Below are 15,665 nucleotides of genomic sequence, written 5' to 3'. Positions count from 1 at the left end.
GACGGGAGAGGGGTTCCTCTGGAACCCGCTGTGCTCGGATGGGTCAACCGTTCAGCCGATATGGATGACGTTGACGACTGCTGCGGCGTTGATCGTGGCTGTGACATGCGTCGTCATCGCGGCCATCCGCCAAGCTGAACGTGACGGACGCGAAACTGCGTCGCCCGACGTTCTGCACGACTACTCGCGCCAGACCCTGCCGGAAGACAACGGTCTCCGCAAGCTGGGCGACGAATGGTGACAGACGGTGACTCTCAGGGGTTCTATCGTCTCGCCGTAGCAATGCGGCGTGCATCGGTCTACTGATCGGCGTTCGGGTGACCGCTCAACGATCCCTGTACGGGACGACGAACGGGCGGGCGCCCCTTAAAATCAGCGCTCGTGCGGTTTCGCCCGAATATCCAGCTCCGTTTCGGCATACTCCTGCCCGCAGCTCTGATCTGCGTGCCGGCAGCGACAGTATGGAAGCCCGGCCTCGCGCTGGACGAGCAGCTGGTCTTCATCGTCATCTTCGCGGTCGTCATATCGCTCGCTGCGCGGTGGGTTGTTTTCAGCGGTGTCAGCCTGCGAGAGAACGACCTCACCGTCCACGGGGTCTGGTGGTCCCGACGCGTCCCTCGCGACCAGACCATCCGAGTGCGCCAAAAAGCCGGCTTGATGGTCCTGCATTGGCGCGACCGTCACGGCCGCATCCGGCACACACCGATGATCGCCTTCACATCCGCATCCAACGATCCCTCATGGGCCGCAAGTCACAACACTCACGTAGCTCGAGCGGTCAACGACTGGATTGCCGGCGGAGACGGGCGCGGCGCGGGTCGCAGAGTCAAGGACAACTAGAACCCTGCGTGCCGGTGAACCATGGTTCAGCGGGCTGCTGAGCCGGCGGGTGCTGCTCTCTGCCGCGCTGTGCGTCGCGGCCGAGAGCAGGGCGACACCGGCGGCCCCCCGCCGGTCTGTCGCGTGCGGCGTCAGCGAAGTCCCCACTTCTCGACCGCACCGCCACAGTAGAGCCCCCGGCGCGTTGCCCGAGCGTCAGTCGAGCTGGACGCTGCTGCGCAGCTCACCGCCGCTCCACGTCTCAAGAACCCACCGATCAGGTCGGGGCGGTGCGTCCGCCATGGCCCGTGCCGCTTCCCAGGCCCGCTCCGCGCAGCCGTAGACCCCACTGACTACCGACGTTTCGGCCCAGAAGGCGCTCCGCAGAAGTACGTAGTGCTCGCCGTCGATACTGATACTCACGCCACGGATCCTCGCCGATCGCAGGACGCCGCAGTGGCCCTGGCATGAAGCGCTGCGACGATGGCGCGGGGCCAGCCAGCGGATCGCGCAGCGGGGCGGCTTAGACCTCCTGCCGGGTCGGTTTAGAGTCGATCCGCGATTCACTCGTTCTTCCCCTCCGGCCGTGACGGACATCGCATCGTCTGACCAGTGCTGCCGATCCCGAAGGAGTGTCGATTGACGCGCCGACCTCTTGAGGGCAGGCCGCGGGTCCTCCTCCTGCCGCTCCTCGTCGTCGTCGTGGGGCTGATCGTCAATGCCTATGCGCTGACCCACAGTTCCCGAACCGGCAGCACGTGGCTGGCGATGATCGGCGGAATCATCGGGGCGATGGCGATCATCGCAGTGGGCGGATCGGTCGTCTCTCGACGGACTGTGCAACGCGAGAGCGAGATCCTCCGCAGGCGTCCGGGATCATTGCTCGTTCCCATCGTGACCAAGACGTCCCTCGCTGTTGCGGCTCGCGACCTCGGGATGCGGAGCCGGATCATCCCAGGGGTTTCCGCGACGATGGCCATCGATCAGAGCTCGACGGTCCGCTTCTTCATGGGTGCCTCTCGTCCTCGCGCCGTGATTGTCCTGCGGAGAGAGCGCGTTATGGCGGTTCGGCCTGGTCTGCTGCAGGACGGGGCCCGGATCTACCGCGTGATCGAGCTCGTTGCTCAGGGGCCGACTGGAGAGGTCGTCGTACCCATGATCGTCATCAGGCGGGGCGACCTTCTCAGCCGAGCGCTGCCTGAGCTTGCAGTCGAGAACCTCGTGGAGGACGTGCGAAAGATCCTCTTCGACTAGAGCCCGATTTCCCAACGGGCCTGGTGCCGGCGGACCCTTCCGTATGGGGATCCCCTTTCGGGACGCGCGTGGTGGGTAGCGTCCGCCCTACTCTGACGGGATGGAACTGCGGACCGCGAAGACCCTCGGCATCCTCGCGATGGTGATCGGCACCCCAGTCGCCCTCCTCACCCACACGATCGGCTGGATCCAGACCGGCTGGGACCCGGCCGCCGTGCAGTGCCAGCACAGCGAGTACCCCGACGGGATCGACCTCTACTCCAGCCGCGTGTCGGGCGAGAAGATCCTCTACCCGCTCGGCCTGTCCTGCACCTACGCAGCCAGCGAGACCTCACCAGGCATCACCATCCGTCACTACAGGTGGGACGCCACCGCCCTCTTCACCGCAGCCGCCGCACTCGCTCTCGCGGGAACCGTCGTCGCGCTCAGAGCCGAACGCAAGCAGGAGCTCATCACCGAGTCGAAGGAAGAACGAGCGACGACATAGCGCAGCGCCCCCTCTGCCGGTCAACGATCCCGTAACTGGACGTTCCTGGCTCCAGGAGCGACAGTGACGTCACCCTCGATCTAGCGCCGGTTGCACGACGCTGATGAGAGCCAGCACGATCACCACGGCGGCGGTGACTGTTGCTGCCATGAGTGCTTGGCGAGCGGGCGAGTCGAAAAGCCCCGGCGCTTCGTCCGGCTCTAGGTCAGCGGAGTGAGCGCCCTTGGACGCAGCGGCGCGGATGGAACGGCCCTCCTGTTGCCCTTCGCGCACGCTCCTCTCAGGAGGAAGCTGGTGACGCAAGCTCGGGTAAGCCGTTGCCATGATCATGAGTGGAACGAGGACGACGAGAACGAGTGGTTCGTCCCACAAGTCGGGCCACGTGTTCAGCAACACGATCGCGACGACGACGAGCAGTAGCGCATAGGCGGATGCGTAACGCAACACCCGCGAACTGATGGACACGTGCTCAGTATGACGGCACGGCACGACCACCAGCCGACCCTATTACTGGTTAACAACCGCGGCCGAGAGGAGGGTCGCCAGACAGCAGGTGAGAAGCCTAACGATTCGATGTGGACCTGGCGCGCTCAGGAAGCAGATTCTCGGCGCAAGAGAATCTCCTGCAGGTCATGGATGCTTTGTAAGTCCGGGGCACGCCTCACCGTGTTCATGTAGGTAGCGATTACCGCGAGCGGCGCCGTAATGACGAGCAAGCCGACGGAAATCGGGGTAAGAGCCTGCGTGGAGGGGCCCCCGAAGAAAAGATTGCCCAGCAGCAGGCCTCCCGCGAGACCGGCCGCCAGACCGAAGTCAAAACTGGCCCGCGCTCGTCGACGCACTCGACGGCACACTGCCGTGATCATCTCTTCCAACTCCGCGCTCGATCGGTCATTCAGGTCCACGCGCGGAGAATACCCGCCTGAGACCTAGCGCGCTTGCCACTCGCCAGCCAGATCCTGGCATCGCTGAGCTGACGCCGCACGCGACAGCCCGGCGGGGGGCGGTGTCGCCCTGCTCTCGGCCGCGACGCACAGCGCGACTGAGATCAACACCCGCCGGCAGCGGCCCATTGAACGATCTCCATAAGGGTCGAGGCGGTGTCGGGTGGGAGACTCTGCGGTAGTTTCACGACCGAGGGTGGTCATGGTGGAAGTGCTCAAGGGCTCGAGCCTGCTCGCGTCGGGTGTTGTGATCGCCGTGATCTGCTCGCTGTTGCAGTTTCAGGCCGGCGTTCGTGCAGATTTGAATCAGACAGGGGGCCAGCTCAGCCCAGTCCTGCTCGTGGGAATTCTGATCGGATTTGTCGTCTCAGCCGTCGGCGCGATTCAGCTGTTCCAGTGCTACGAACGGTGGGTCACCGCTTCCGCTAGCCGCCGTGCGAAGCCTGCGGACCTGGTTCCTCGGCGTAGGTGAGGTAGCACCGCACGACCGCGTGTCCCCCGCCACATGCGCACCGCTGGGTGCTACGTGAGACGCTGGGTGCTATGTGAGACGCTGACTGCTATGGGAATTCTTGCGAGTGTGTTTGGTGCTGGTTCCGATGAAGAGGCGGGCGCGGCGCTGTCGGGATCGGACGGTCTCGTCTGCGACATAGATCCGACCGGACTCTGGGAGCTCGAAGGCATCCTGACCTCGACACCAGCGCTCGAGGTTCCCGCGGCGCAGTACCAGCCGGTTGCGGCGACCGATGACTACGAGAGCTTCGTCATCGCAGTCAGCACCGGCCTGGGTGGCGCGCTAGACGCCGCAGGTGAGACGGGTCGTGCCGCCGCAGCGCGGCAGTGGGAGGATGCGTCGTCCGAGCTCGAGGGATGGTCACCCGAGCAGGTGCACCGCCTCGTCGAGGATCTCGCTTCGACACTCGCCTCAATCGCCGCGGCCGGTCAGCGCCCCTACCTGCGGGTGAGTGTCTGATCTGTGAACTGAGCTGAGTCAAGAAGTTACTCCGCTGGGACATCAACTAGATGAGGTGGAAGGTGCGGCGTCGGCTCAGTGCCCAGACGAGCGCGCCCGCGAGGAGCACCGCGCAGGTCAGCCCGGCGACGTGCAGGACGAGCGACGGCATTCCGTTCTCGGGGAGCAGGAAACCGTACGGCACCCACCCGTCGGTTGCGCCGCGGACGAGCACGACGACGACCCAGACGATCGGGTAGGGCAGGACCACCCACAGCCGGCGCCAGGAGAGCGGTCCGCGGTCGGCGACGACGATCCAGTCGAGGAGGACGAGCGCGGGGAGCACCACGTGCAGGACGGCGCTGACCCAGGGCGGAGCCGTTCCGGTACCGGGAACGAGGGTGTTGTAGATCACGGCGACGACGATCGAGTAGGCCGTCGCCGCGCCGCGGACGTAGCTCAGCCACACCGGCGTCGGACGGCGGGCGAGCGCGACCGATCCGGCGACGATGAGCACCGCGCTCGCGAGGAGGCTGGTCTGGTTCGTGAAGTAGCCGAAGTAGTCGAACGGATTCGGATCGCCGGCCGCGATGCTCAAGGCGTAGGTGTGGAGGATCACCGCGATCGCCGCTGCACCGACGGCGACGCGAGCAGCGCCCACGAACGGGCGGGTCGGTGCCGGGGAACTCATCGGGTCAGCCTAAGAGCCGGTGGGCTTCTTGATGACCCGCGACAGACACTCCCCTTTCGGAACGGCGCTGCGCATTTCAGGCCGAGACGCGACCATGAGGCAACGCTAGGGCAGGCAGGGACCGCAGCGTGCACATTCAAGGCCGCGACAATGCTCAGGTGGCAGCTTGAACCAGGAGCTGGGCAGCCATGCCAGTGAGGACGATGAGCCCGACGCCCGTCCACGGGATCCACGCGCTGACCCCGCGCGGCCCGACTTTGAAGAGGAACGCCGCGATCACAGCCACGGAGACGCCGAGGGCGCCGAAGAAGCCGACCGCCATGCCCGCATCAGCCAGTCCGCGGTCGCAGGGCCTCGCGCTTGCGCACGAGTCCGTCGCGAAGCCCATTAGGACGCTGCTCACCATCGTCCACAAAGCGGCAGGTAGGAGCACGACGACACCGAGGCCGACCGCCCACCGGTTCGCTCGGTCGCTGGCGTCGTCCACGCCGGTCACCGTACGCCCTCCGAACCGACGTCGTCATTGCCCGTTCATCGGCCGGTCGACACTGTCCCTCTTCGGGTAGTCATGCCGTTTCGGGTAGTCATGCCGTGGTGGATAGGCTCGCGGCAGCCGGTCATTGGCTTCCTGTGAGGAGAGAGCTGTGCGCCCTGCCAGAGTGCTTGTCCTAGCCCTGAGCGCTGTGTGCGTCGCGGGAGCCGGCGCAGCGGTGATCGCCGGCCTCACATCCTCGTCGTCGCAGAACGAGGCGATCGCGACGGCACTGATCCCAGACCTCGAGCACCGGAACGCTCAGAGCCTGGTCGAAGGATCGCCGCAGCTCACCGGCCTCGGCGTCCCGGAATCGACCTCGACGCCGGGGCGGCTTGCGGTGATCATGGAGGATGACGCCCGGCTGCGCGTTCAGCGAGACCGCTACCTCGAGCTCGGTGAGTCCTTCACGGCGTTCGAGACCGACGTGTCGCTGGACTCGGTGCAGATCACGGGCGACTCGGCCACGGTGACGTTCACCGAGAGCACGACCCTTCAGCGGAGCCCGTACGAGACCGGAGAAGCTGCTCCGGAGTACGCCTACTCCTTCCCGCAGGAGGCGACCCTGCGCCTACACGCGGGCACCTGGTCAGTCGACACCCTCACCCACGAGACGGCGCACACCCCGGCAGACTTCCCGGAAACCGTCGCACCGGACATCTCCCCCGCCAGCTGACACGGCATCACTCCCCAGGAGCATCGCCCGGACCTGACCGGTGAACGCTCGAGACGCGGAGTGGCGGTGAGCTGCGCAGCAGCATCCAGCTCGGATGACGCTCGGGCAGTGCGCGGGTGGCTCCTCTGGGGCGGTGCGGTCGAGGAGTGGGGACTTCGCTGACGCCGCACGCGACAGACCGGCGGGGGGGGGCCGCCGGTGTCGCCCTGCTCTCGGCCGCGACCCGTAACGCGGCCGAGAGCAGCACCCGCCGGCTCACCGGCCCGATGAACGATCCCCATTCGGGATGGGCGGGTCACCGGGGTTGATCCGCCCCTCCGAGCCGCGGAAGCACGCCCTCTACGCGCGTGTCCCGTCAAGTAGTCGCTTGTGCTCCTCCTCGCTGGCCCTCCGCCAGCCGTAGGGCGCGACAACCAGGTACGTCACGCCGCCCTCCTCAACTCGGAGTCGTCCGCCGGAAAGCCCACCGGTCCCCACCTCTTCATCGATCCACACGAGCAGCTGCGAGATCCAGTCCGCAGCATCTCGCGGAGTCGCATAGATCCAGGGCTGATCATTTCCCGACGACGGCAACGCGATCCTGATCCGAGCCGTGTGACCGCCGACCTGCACAAGCCGAAAGTCGAGCAGACCAGCGACCAGCCGCACGTCGTCGATCCGGTAGTCGTACTCCGGAACCGGAAGAAGCTGCCGCACCCCGACATCCTCGAGCGCTACGGCAAGCTCGGCATCCGGCAACATGAGGTGATCCTTCCAGGTACCCGGCCAGCGATCCTGTTACGGGACGTAACGCCTTCTGTGGGATGGCTCAGTCGGCAGACGCCGCGACTGCCGGCGCTGAGAGGCCGAGTCCTTCGCAGAAGGGGCCGGTGGACTGGCCCGCTCTGTTCGGGAAGACCCCGAGCCTGTTGTCCGCGAGGACGCAGACCATCGGGTTGGGTACGTCAATGGGTCCGCTCCCCGGGTAGGGCTCGTCGGGGGCGGCGCTCCAACTCGCTTCGCATCGTTCGATAGCGGCGTCCACTCGCTTGGACAACGGAAGCAGCTTGAACGCGTTGCGGCCATCGTCCACGAGGCTGCTCGTGGTGTGGTCCGCTCGGACGTCGGCGACGGAGTAGCAGTCGAAGCTCGTGTTGGCTTCGTCATTGCTGGCCTGCGTGACGACGATCGCGGCGGCGCTGGTGCCGATCGCGACGACGGCCGCGAGGCCGAGCCCCACGAGGCGGCGGCGCTTGGTGGAGCGGTGGCGAGTAGCGATGTCGGTGAAGATGGTGGCGCGCATCCTGGTGAGCTGTGTCGTGGTGGGGCCGAGGTCGTGGGTCATCAGTTCTCCCTTTCGAAGGGGCGCAGGGTGGTGCGGAGCGCGGCCCGGAGCCGGCTGAGCCGGTTGCGGATGGCGCCGTGGGTGGAGCCGAGTGCTTTTGCGGCGTCGGCGTAGCTGCTGCCCTGCTCGATGCACAGGTAGTACAGCGCTTGATCGGTGTCGGAGAGCTCGGAGACGGCTTCCTCGATCGCTGCGGCGAGCTGGCGTCTTGCGACTTCTTCGTCAGGGGTGCCGCGTCGATCCGCGTGCAGCGATAGGTCTGCGTTCTCGGTGCGGTTCCGTGCACGGGTCTTGGTTCGGAGGAGGTTCAGCGCGGTGAATCGGGCGGTGGTGAGCAGCCACGGAAGGGTGGATGCGTCCACGATCGCGACATCGTTGATCCGCGTCCACGTGGTGAGGAACACGTCTTGCACGACATCTTCGGCGTCGGTGGGCGCGCGAACGATGCTGAGGGCGTAGCGATAGGTCGTCGCCGCGTGCCGGTCATAGAGCCGGCCGAACGCCGCCCGGTCGCCTCGTCGCGCGCCGTCCATCAGGCCGGCGTCATCGGTGCGCGCCGCAGCATTTCGCGCGGGTGCTGCTGCTTCTGGTGGCGTGCTCATGCTCAGTGGTGTCCGATCCGGCACGATCGTCTCAGACGAGAACCGCTTCGCTACTGCCCGCTCGAGGATCCCCATACGGGACCGGTAGCACGGCGTCGCCGGCGCCTGCGCTGGTACGCTCCCCACCATTCGACCTACTCGAGGGGCAGCACGATGCAGACGCTTCGCACCACCGTGTTGACCGTGACGGTTGCAGCGCTGGTCTCCGGCTTCCTCGCCGTGGGTGCGGTGGCCATCGGGATCACCAGCGCGAGACCTGGCGCGGGAAGCCCCGAGCCGATCGCGTACTCCGAGCCGAGCTGGACGGACACCAGCACGCTCATCATCGGCGGTTACGAAACACCTTCCCCTGAAATGATCGCGACCACTCCCCCGCTCTCCGAACAGTGACGACGGCACCTGCCGACGATCCGGCTCGCTGCGAGACGGGGTCAATCTCGTGACGTGGGAGCAGTGGACGTTCTCGTTCGGAGCGATCCCCGTGTCGCTCATCGTTGTCAGGAACGTGCTGTGGAGATTCGGCTGCACGAACTCCGGGAGCAAGATCCTTTTCGCCTTCGGCCTCGGGGCCAGCCTGCTGTGCATCGCCCTCGCTGTGATCTGGCAGGTCCGCGCCGCCAACGCCGACTGGGCTCCACCCCGGGACGACCAGAACGAAGTCGGCGGCCTTATCCTGTGGACTCTCTACTGGAACGCGGTCGCCGGCTTCTTCACCGCGCTCGGCATCCGAGTCACCGACATCCTGATCATCGAACGGACGCGGCGGATATCCGCCACCGTCTCCCCTGACGGAGCGTGAGGAGCAAGACGTCCGATTAGCGATCTCCGTATGGGACGCGACGTTGGGAATGTCGAGGAGGATGGCTGTCATGCCAGTTGTCTTCGATGGAACCGTGTGGACGCACTACTCCCAGCTGCAACTCACAACCGGCGCTGCGTCGGTTCAGGATCCTCGTGATGCGTTCGACGGACAAGAGAATGGGCTGTGCGGAGCGAGTGTGCCCGGCGCCCTCTTCATGAGGACAGGTATCCACACCGGGCACGTGCCGGTTCGAGTCAGCACGTTGGACACAGCGCCTGAGCTCGGCTTGTGGGAGGAGATCGTCGAGGCGAGTTTCCAACCCGAAGGACCGGATGCGGTGCTTAGCGGATGGTCCGGGGACCCCGCCGCGTCGTTCCAGCTCACCGCGCCCGCCTATCGGGCCCGGTGGTGCGCTTCCGGCATGGAAGAGGGCCGGCGACAAGACGTCGCCGACGAAGAGCATCCGGCGCCTGACCGGTACGCGCTGTATCTGTGGCCGGCGCCCGCCTCGGCGGACGCAGTAGTGCGGCGAACCTCGGCAGTTGCCGCGTACTGGCACAAGGACACCTCTCCGCGCAGCTAGCTGCTTCACTAGGGCGATCGATCGTTCGGTGAACGATCCCCATACGGAACGGTGAACGACCGCCCCCTGGTGGTTACCGCTTCGTCGACCACGCCTTCTCTATGGCGGCGAGCACGTCCGCTAGCTCGACGTCATCTCGCCGCACGTCCCGAACGAATGCTTCTACAGCTGCGGTGACGTCGATGGCGATGATTCGCCCGGGTCTGACTGTGGTGCCCTGGGAGCGTCGTGTTTCGACGTGGCCCGCTTCTTCCAGTTCCCGATAGGCGCGCGCTGCCGTACCGACCGCCACTCTGAGGTCACCCGCAATCTGTCGAACGGTCGGGAGGCGCTGGCCTGCCTGCAACCGGCCAGACGTGATTTCTGCCGCCAACGCTGCGCGGATCTGCTCGTAGGGCGGTCGAGGATCGTCAGCGTCGACCTCGATGCTCATCACGCCATCACCGTCGACACGTCAGCGGCACCCCGAGGAAGGCGCGCCAGAGACGTGGCGGCCAGTACCGCCATCACCATGCCGACGAGGAACACGACGCCGGCAACACCCAAGAGCACCAGTCCAACGATCCCCGCGAGCTGTGCCGAATCGGGCGTCATGCCCGTCTCGAGAACAGGTGCGTTCATCAGCGGAAGCGCCGCCGAGCCCAGGAAGACCGTGATCGTGAGTAGGAGTGAGGCGTTGGCAACACGAAGAACGAGCCGCACCGCGCCGCGCCGCAACGCGGTATCTGTTTCGCTGAGCTCGGGCCAAGCGGTAGCGGGAGAGGTGACGACGCGGCGCAGAGCGTGCCGAACGGCAACGACGAGCAGACCGATCAGGGGAAGAGCCGGCGCTGCGAAGAGCCATCCCGGGAACAGGAACGGCCCTCCAGCGAGGCAGGGGTCCGAGAACATCACCGGACAGATCCAGCGACCATCGTCCGCCGGCTTCGACAGCAGACCACTCAGGAGTGCGATGAGCGCAGTCATCGAGGCGATCGTGGCGAAGGTCGCGCGTTGTCGAACCGTGGAGTAATCCGAAAGTCGTCTCGGCATCACGCTCGCCGTGCGTCGCCTCATCGCTCCATCGATGGAGGGCACGGGCATCACACTGAACACGCCGAGCCCTACAGCCGCTGCGAGCAGCAGCCCGAGCAGGAACGGCACCGACTCCAAGCGCGGATTCGCTATGTGAATCAGCACCGCGACCGCGAAAGCGACGAGCGCGGCGGCGACCGAGGTGACCATCCGCACGACGCCGACGCGATGAGCGCGCACTACGGCAGGCGGCTGTCGACGTTGAGTCAGCAGCGACACTCCTCCCGCGACGACGCTCGCCACGACGAGCACACCGATCACGACCAACGTGATCTCCGCGAAGCCCCAGTTACCCATGACCGTCCCCTTTGTGTTGAGTAGACGATACAAAGGGGCGAGGGTTTGTGTCAAGTGTGCGAAACAAGGGCAGATCACCGAAGGGGTCGACCAGAACAAGTATCCAATCCCAGAGAATCCTTCAACCAACCCGCCCGGTAGACGATCCCCTTACGGGACCGCTCCTCGAGTCGTCTCGTCGCGCGACTAACGGGTGGGGGTCGTCAAGCGGATACCGATGAGTACGAGCCCCGCCGTCACCGCCGCTGCACCGAAGGCGACGGCGGCGGTGGCGCACACTGACCCTGAGGTGAACGCGCCGATGAAAGTCGTTGCCGCACCCACGATCAGAAGGACGGCCGTGTACGCGTTGCCGAGCGTGCGATTGGTCATTCCCGGAATGTAGCGCCGAGTGTTGGCGCACGAGTGCAGTGGAGACACTGGGTGACTCATAGTGCGAGCGTTGGAGTATGGTTCGGATCATGGCCGGGGAGATGCGAGAGACGACGTTCTGGATCTTGACCACGTTGGCGACAGGTCGGCGCCACGGTTACGCGCTCCTCCAGGAGATCGAGGAGCAGTCCGAGGATCGCGTGCGCCTTCGAGTGACGACGCTATACGCCGCACTCGAACGGCTCGACTCAGAGGGGCTCATCTCCTCCGACGGAGATGAGCGGATCAACGGTCGAGTCCGTCGCTACTTCCGACTGACCGACGCCGGCCGTACTGCGCTCGGTGTCGAGGTCGACCGCATGGAAGCCAGCGCGCGCCGAGCACGGGCGAACCTCGGCCTCGTTCCCACCGCAGCGATCCGACCTGGCCACGCCCCCGATTGGAGAACGGCATGACGACGAACGATGACATTTACCGAGCCGACCGCTTCCGACGCGCGTTGCGCTGGTACCCGCCCGTGTGGAGGGCGGAGCACGGTGAGGTGCTGCTCGGCATCCTGTTGGACGAAGCCGACGACGCAGGCCGGTCCCGACCCACGCTCGGACAGCAAGTCACTTTGATGGTCGGTGGGGTGCGTCACCACTTCCGTTCGCACGCTGGCCGATCGCCGGCCGCGATCATTCCGCTCGCTCTCGCCACGGCGTTCTTCATCTTCTACTTCACGGTCAACTGGTCACCGGGGATCAACTATCCCGGCGCGATCGGACCGTTCACCAATCCCTCCGTCTTCGCGGGAGCCGCTTTCGTTGTCGCGCTCGGGCTCGCGGTGGCCGGACGAACAGGTGCCGCCCGCGGCATGGCACTGGCGGCTTCTGCCGCGGAACTGATCATCGCTTTCGTTTCGGCGTCCGCTGGGTGGCTTGGTCCCGGCCTCTCGACAGCGGCGCCTATCGCAGCGCTCGGCCTGCTCACAGCGCTCCCCTGGCGCGGGCGAGTCGCCGCCGCGGTTTCGACGCTCGTACTCATCGGTCTGCCTGTCCTGCTGATCGGAATTGAGGTGCTCGGAGCAGTGCTCTTCCCGATGTACCCAGCGCTACCGGCTGGACTGCAGCTCCCCATCGTGTGCGGCGTGCTGCTGGCGATCGGACTCGCCGCGAGCCGAGCAGCGCGACTCGAAAGGAAACTGCCTGGCGCCCTCGGCGCCTGACGTGCCGAACTCGGGCTTCATCATTCGCGAGCGGTTCCGTAGCCGAGGTCCCGGAGTGGGACTGAACATCAACTGGTCGATTATCTGTAACAGCAGCTCGGCTGGGGACATGTCCCAGGTATGAGCCCACCACAGTCCGCCCGCGAGGCGAGCTTCTCCGAGCTGTACGAGCGCGAGTACGTCAGCGTCGTCCGATTCCTGAGGCGTCGCACTGACCCCGACCGTGCCGCCGACCTCGCGCACGAGGCGTTCCTGATCGCCTGGCGCCGACACGACACCGCGCCGTCGGAGGACGAGCCCGCGCGTGCCTGGCTGTTCACCATCGCCCGGAACTGCCTCCTCAACGACCTCCGCGGTCAGCAGCGCACCGCCGCGCTCGCGATCCGGGTCGCCGCTCACACCGACGCGGCCGCGCGGTCACCGGAGGACGCGATCGCGACCCGGCTCGACCTCTACCAGGCGTGGCAGCAGCTCAAACCGCAGCACCAGGAAGCGATCGCGCTGACGGCCTGGGAAGGACTCGACTCTCCCTCCGCGGCCGGAGTGCTCGGCATCACCGCCGTCGCCTTCCGGCTGCGCCTTCACCGAGCACGCACCGCACTGCGGGCACTACTCGATCCCCCTTCGCACCAGCACCACGCCGACTCGCCCGCCTTGGAGGCATCATGACCACGCCCGAACTCCTCGCCACGAAAGACCTCGACCCGGCCGCCCAGTACGAGCTCGACGGCCCGGCTCGCGAGGCCGCTGCAGCGCGGCTCCAGATGATCCTCCATAGCGATCCGGTGGCCGCTCGGGAGCCCGCCGCTCGGCGTCCTCGGGGATGGCAGTTCGTCCTTCCCGCCGGGCTCGCGGCCGCAGCGCTGGGGGTCGCTCTCGCCGTCCTGCCGTCCGGTGTCGACTCCCGCGCGTACGCCTCGTGGACGTCGGCCGCGGAGGTTGCCAGCGCGTCCGACCTGACCGTCGCCGGTGCTGCGTGTGCGTCAGGTGATGCGGAGCAGCTCGGGCAGCCGGCGATCGGGGAACGGCGCGGCGACTGGGTGATGCTCTCCTACACGACGCCCAGTCAGCGAGCGTGCCTCATCGAGATTCCGGCAGGGACGAGCAATGCCGGGAGGGCGCTCATCAGCTCCACCGGAAGCGAGGGCGGCTTCACGCCGCTCGCTGACGAATACACGCAGGGAGGCATCAGCCAGTTCGCCGGCGAGAACCTCCCTCCCGCCGTCTTCACCAGCGGCGACGTCGGCTCGGACGTGACCGGACTCACCATCCGCACCGACGACGGCACGAGCGTCATCGCCACGATCACAGACGGCCACTGGGCCGCCTGGTGGCCCGGAACCGGCCTCACAGAGGGAGACGGGTCAGGCCGCGGCGGACCCGAGCCGACCTTCACCGTCACGCTCACGCTCCGCGACGGAAGCACCATCACCGACGCCAGAGAATCCTTCAACCAACCCACCCGGTAGACGATCATCCCTAGCGCTACAGGAGAAGGCGCCAACGCTGCCCACCAAGAGAGGAGTGAGGAGACCGCTTACCCTGAGCCGATGGGGACATTCTCGAGGGCGCGAAGCACGGTCGTAGTCGCAGCATGCCTGATCGTCATCACGGGATGCACGCCACAGCCCACGCCGCCGGCTCCGGTTACGCCCACGGATGGCAGCTCCGACGCTGCGCTCACCGGCGACCTTGGCGTGGCAACGTTCGCGGGGAGCGATGGGACGGCCGGCGTCATTCGCTTGAGTGCGGCAGACGGTCGGCTGGCCCTCGCGTCAGACGCGCTCGCGATCCCCGCCGCAACAGAATCCTCTTCCGGTTTCGTCGCGGTCATGGGGGCGCTGGATCCGATCGATGAGGGTGCCACCTGTTTCAACGTTGATTTCCCGATGCGCCTCGCGGACGCGGAGTCGGGAAAGCCCTACAAGGCGTGGCGGAACCTCGCCGAGTTCCGCGGCGACCCGACAGCGATCGATCAGCTCGTCCTCACGACCCGACCGCAGAACGACCCGGACTGCTCGACGGAAATCATCGCCATCGCTGACATCCAGTGGAGTGTGGAGCCCCAGCGCAGCACACTCGTCGCCCAGGACACCGGCCCGCGCGCAGCAGCACGTGGCGAGACGAAAACGACGAACGGAGTACCAACGTCATACAGCGTCGCTCGCGACGACCTCGCAGAGGACGTCGCGGCACGATTCGGCATGACGGACGATGACCTGTTTTACCTCAACCCGTTCCGCTTCCCCTCGAACGAGATATTGCGCGTAGGAGAAGAACTGAACCTCACCGTGACTGCACGATGAGCCACGTCCTTCCCGCTACCAACGAGGACCCCCGATCGTGACTAGCACTCCCGCCTCAGCAACTCCGACGACCTCGACTACAGCACCCGAAGCTTCACTGGACACCCTCATCACCTGGTCCGGCGTGGGACTCGCCACCGCAATAGCAGCCCTGATTCTGATGCTCAGCAGCTTCATGGTCGCCACGGGCGTGACCGACTCGGACCCGTCTGAGGGAGTTTTCGGTATCGCGTTCGGTGCGATCGGCGTCGGGACGTGGATCGCCCTCGCCGCTGTCGCCGCTCACATAGTGGCCCGGAGACATCCGCGTCGCCGCGTCTCGCTCGCCTTGATTCCTGCCGCAGTGAGCCTCGCCTGGTGTGGACTGGCCGTCTCCCTGTTCTCCTTCTTGATCACGGACGTCCTCGGCCCTCTGTCGATGACCTGGTTGTCCTCCATCGACCACCTCCTCCTCGCGCTCCACGCCGTCCTTCTGACCGCAGGCACCATCCCGACAGGGCTCGAATTCCTCGTGACCGGCATCGTTCTCCGAAGGATCCGTTCCCGCCGCAAGCGGGCTGCGCTCGAGCTCGGGCCATCCCGGTGAACGACCCCCATACGGGACGGATGGTGGGGCCGTTTCTGGTCATCACAGCGACGACATAGCCCCGCGGAGCTGGCCCCATCCGAACGTCCCCTCACGGGACGTCTCGAGCAGCGACCGAGCAGCACAGGGCGCGTGGCAGGGGTGCAACCTTGATCTT

At 66.3% G+C, this 15,665-nt stretch carries 27 protein-coding genes; 16 read left to right on the top strand and 11 right to left on the bottom strand.

Annotation, left to right across the window (positions count from 1 at the left end; translation table 11 throughout):
* On the top strand, nt 1-241 hold a 241-nt coding region (locus C5D04_RS18330), incomplete at its 5' end, for a hypothetical protein (protein WP_219815029.1).
* Nucleotides 242-381: 140 nt separating this feature from the next.
* Nucleotides 382-840, top strand: a complete 459-nt coding sequence (locus C5D04_RS17995) for a hypothetical protein (RefSeq protein WP_146078499.1) — start codon at nt 382-384, stop codon at nt 838-840.
* 195 nt (nt 841-1,035) lie between these two features.
* Here the strand turns inward: C5D04_RS17995 and C5D04_RS13780 are convergent, their stop codons facing one another.
* Nucleotides 1,036-1,242 (bottom strand): hypothetical protein, encoded by a 207-nt coding sequence (locus C5D04_RS13780; RefSeq protein ID WP_104248267.1) that lies wholly within the window; start codon nt 1,240-1,242, stop codon nt 1,036-1,038.
* A 216-nt stretch (nt 1,243-1,458) separates the two neighbouring features.
* Here C5D04_RS13780 and C5D04_RS13775 point away from each other — a divergent pair, with 216 nt between their 5' ends.
* Both C5D04_RS13775 and C5D04_RS13770 read left to right on the top strand, forming a co-directional pair.
* Entirely contained in the window at nt 1,459-2,073 is a 615-nt protein-coding gene (locus C5D04_RS13775) for a hypothetical protein (protein ID WP_104347857.1), read from the top strand.
* Between the two features lie 100 nt (nt 2,074-2,173).
* A complete protein-coding gene (locus C5D04_RS13770) occupies nt 2,174-2,560 on the top strand; it encodes a hypothetical protein (protein WP_104250056.1) in 387 nt (128 codons plus the stop codon).
* A gap of 69 nt (nt 2,561-2,629) precedes the next feature.
* On the opposite strand, the gene C5D04_RS13765 is transcribed toward C5D04_RS13770, so the two are convergent.
* Together C5D04_RS13765 and C5D04_RS13760 are read right to left on the bottom strand one after the other, a co-directional pair.
* The gene (locus C5D04_RS13765; RefSeq protein ID WP_104250057.1) at nt 2,630-3,025 is read right to left on the bottom strand and encodes a hypothetical protein; all 396 of its coding nucleotides are present in this window, start codon (nt 3,023-3,025) and stop codon (nt 2,630-2,632) included.
* Nucleotides 3,026-3,150: 125 nt separating this feature from the next.
* On the bottom strand, nt 3,151-3,465 hold the full coding sequence (locus C5D04_RS13760; protein WP_146076581.1) for a hypothetical protein: 315 nt from the start codon (nt 3,463-3,465) through the stop codon (nt 3,151-3,153).
* 241 nt (nt 3,466-3,706) lie between these two features.
* Here C5D04_RS13760 and C5D04_RS13755 point away from each other — a divergent pair, with 241 nt between their 5' ends.
* Together C5D04_RS13755 and C5D04_RS13750 are read left to right on the top strand one after the other, a co-directional pair.
* The gene (locus C5D04_RS13755) at nt 3,707-3,976 is read left to right on the top strand and encodes a hypothetical protein (RefSeq protein WP_104248173.1); all 270 of its coding nucleotides are present in this window, start codon (nt 3,707-3,709) and stop codon (nt 3,974-3,976) included.
* A 90-nt stretch (nt 3,977-4,066) separates the two neighbouring features.
* Complete coding sequence (locus tag C5D04_RS13750; RefSeq protein WP_104248174.1) at nt 4,067-4,477, top strand: hypothetical protein; 411 nt, start codon at nt 4,067-4,069, stop codon at nt 4,475-4,477.
* A 46-nt stretch (nt 4,478-4,523) separates the two neighbouring features.
* Here C5D04_RS13750 and C5D04_RS13745 read toward each other — a convergent pair whose 3' ends face one another.
* Nucleotides 4,524-5,147, bottom strand: coding sequence for a Pr6Pr family membrane protein (locus C5D04_RS13745; protein ID WP_104292757.1), 624 nt, complete (start codon nt 5,145-5,147; stop codon nt 4,524-4,526).
* 154 nt (nt 5,148-5,301) lie between these two features.
* On the bottom strand, nt 5,302-5,634 hold the full coding sequence (locus C5D04_RS13740) for a hypothetical protein (protein ID WP_146078500.1): 333 nt from the start codon (nt 5,632-5,634) through the stop codon (nt 5,302-5,304).
* A gap of 223 nt (nt 5,635-5,857) precedes the next feature.
* Between C5D04_RS13740 and C5D04_RS13735 the strand changes: the two genes are divergently transcribed.
* Nucleotides 5,858-6,355: a hypothetical protein gene (locus C5D04_RS13735; protein ID WP_146078501.1), complete on the top strand. Its 498-nt coding sequence runs from the start codon at nt 5,858-5,860 to the stop codon at nt 6,353-6,355.
* 339 nt (nt 6,356-6,694) lie between these two features.
* Here C5D04_RS13735 and C5D04_RS13730 read toward each other — a convergent pair whose 3' ends face one another.
* The 3 genes from C5D04_RS13730 to C5D04_RS18325 form a co-directional block, all read right to left on the bottom strand.
* A complete protein-coding gene (locus C5D04_RS13730) occupies nt 6,695-7,096 on the bottom strand; it encodes a hypothetical protein (protein WP_104347856.1) in 402 nt (133 codons plus the stop codon).
* Between the two features lie 67 nt (nt 7,097-7,163).
* A complete protein-coding gene (locus C5D04_RS13725; RefSeq protein ID WP_104292966.1) occupies nt 7,164-7,679 on the bottom strand; it encodes a hypothetical protein in 516 nt (171 codons plus the stop codon).
* Nucleotides 7,679-8,356 carry an RNA polymerase sigma factor gene (locus C5D04_RS18325; protein ID WP_181068427.1) on the bottom strand — a complete coding sequence of 226 codons (678 nt, stop codon included), beginning with the start codon at nt 8,354-8,356 and terminating at the stop codon, nt 7,679-7,681. Before C5D04_RS18325 ends, C5D04_RS13725 begins: the two co-directional genes overlap by 1 nt.
* Nucleotides 8,357-8,434: 78 nt before the next feature.
* Here C5D04_RS18325 and C5D04_RS18320 point away from each other — a divergent pair, with 78 nt between their 5' ends.
* The 3 genes from C5D04_RS18320 to C5D04_RS13710 all read left to right on the top strand — a co-directional run bounded on the left by C5D04_RS18320 (nt 8,435) and on the right by C5D04_RS13710 (nt 9,666).
* Nucleotides 8,435-8,671 carry a hypothetical protein gene (locus C5D04_RS18320; protein ID WP_181068426.1) on the top strand — a complete coding sequence of 79 codons (237 nt, stop codon included), beginning with the start codon at nt 8,435-8,437 and terminating at the stop codon, nt 8,669-8,671.
* Nucleotides 8,672-8,720: 49 nt separating this feature from the next.
* A complete protein-coding gene (locus tag C5D04_RS18315) occupies nt 8,721-9,080 on the top strand; it encodes a hypothetical protein (protein ID WP_181068425.1) in 360 nt (119 codons plus the stop codon).
* Nucleotides 9,081-9,150: 70 nt separating this feature from the next.
* Nucleotides 9,151-9,666, top strand: coding sequence for a hypothetical protein (locus C5D04_RS13710; RefSeq protein ID WP_146078537.1), 516 nt, complete (start codon nt 9,151-9,153; stop codon nt 9,664-9,666).
* Between the two features lie 73 nt (nt 9,667-9,739).
* On the opposite strand, the gene C5D04_RS13705 is transcribed toward C5D04_RS13710, so the two are convergent.
* The 3 genes from C5D04_RS13705 to C5D04_RS17990 all read right to left on the bottom strand — a co-directional run bounded on the left by C5D04_RS13705 (nt 9,740) and on the right by C5D04_RS17990 (nt 11,409).
* A complete protein-coding gene (locus C5D04_RS13705; protein ID WP_104292968.1) occupies nt 9,740-10,099 on the bottom strand; it encodes a GntR family transcriptional regulator in 360 nt (119 codons plus the stop codon).
* A complete protein-coding gene (locus C5D04_RS13700; RefSeq protein ID WP_104292962.1) occupies nt 10,099-11,037 on the bottom strand; it encodes a hypothetical protein in 939 nt (312 codons plus the stop codon). Before C5D04_RS13700 ends, C5D04_RS13705 begins: the two co-directional genes overlap by 1 nt.
* Nucleotides 11,038-11,223: 186 nt before the next feature.
* Nucleotides 11,224-11,409, bottom strand: a complete 186-nt coding sequence (locus C5D04_RS17990; protein WP_146078536.1) for a hypothetical protein — start codon at nt 11,407-11,409, stop codon at nt 11,224-11,226.
* An 89-nt stretch (nt 11,410-11,498) separates the two neighbouring features.
* On the opposite strand from C5D04_RS17990, the gene C5D04_RS13695 reads away from it, so the two are divergent.
* The 6 genes from C5D04_RS13695 (at nt 11,499) to C5D04_RS13670 (ending at nt 15,508) form a co-directional block, all read left to right on the top strand.
* A complete protein-coding gene (locus C5D04_RS13695; RefSeq protein ID WP_219814059.1) occupies nt 11,499-11,864 on the top strand; it encodes a PadR family transcriptional regulator in 366 nt (121 codons plus the stop codon).
* Nucleotides 11,861-12,616, top strand: coding sequence for a hypothetical protein (locus C5D04_RS13690; protein WP_104292961.1), 756 nt, complete (start codon nt 11,861-11,863; stop codon nt 12,614-12,616). Before C5D04_RS13695 ends, C5D04_RS13690 begins: the two co-directional genes overlap by 4 nt.
* Before the next feature lie 120 nt (nt 12,617-12,736).
* Nucleotides 12,737-13,285, top strand: a complete 549-nt coding sequence (locus C5D04_RS13685; RefSeq protein ID WP_104292960.1) for an RNA polymerase sigma factor — start codon at nt 12,737-12,739, stop codon at nt 13,283-13,285.
* On the top strand, nt 13,282-14,085 hold the full coding sequence (locus C5D04_RS13680) for a hypothetical protein (RefSeq protein ID WP_104292959.1): 804 nt from the start codon (nt 13,282-13,284) through the stop codon (nt 14,083-14,085). Before C5D04_RS13685 ends, C5D04_RS13680 begins: the two co-directional genes overlap by 4 nt.
* Before the next feature lie 81 nt (nt 14,086-14,166).
* Entirely contained in the window at nt 14,167-14,922 is a 756-nt protein-coding gene (locus tag C5D04_RS13675) for a hypothetical protein (RefSeq protein WP_104292958.1), read from the top strand.
* A gap of 124 nt (nt 14,923-15,046) precedes the next feature.
* Nucleotides 15,047-15,508 carry a hypothetical protein gene (locus C5D04_RS13670; RefSeq protein WP_146078535.1) on the top strand — a complete coding sequence of 154 codons (462 nt, stop codon included), beginning with the start codon at nt 15,047-15,049 and terminating at the stop codon, nt 15,506-15,508.
* Nucleotides 15,509-15,665: the final 157 nt, after the last annotated feature.

Source organism: Rathayibacter sp. AY1D2, assembly GCF_002932695.1.
In the GTDB taxonomy this organism is placed as follows: domain Bacteria; phylum Actinomycetota; class Actinomycetes; order Actinomycetales; family Microbacteriaceae; genus Rathayibacter.
The sequence above is the reverse complement of the archived record's forward strand: the minus strand, read 5'-3'. Positions and strand labels throughout refer to the sequence as shown.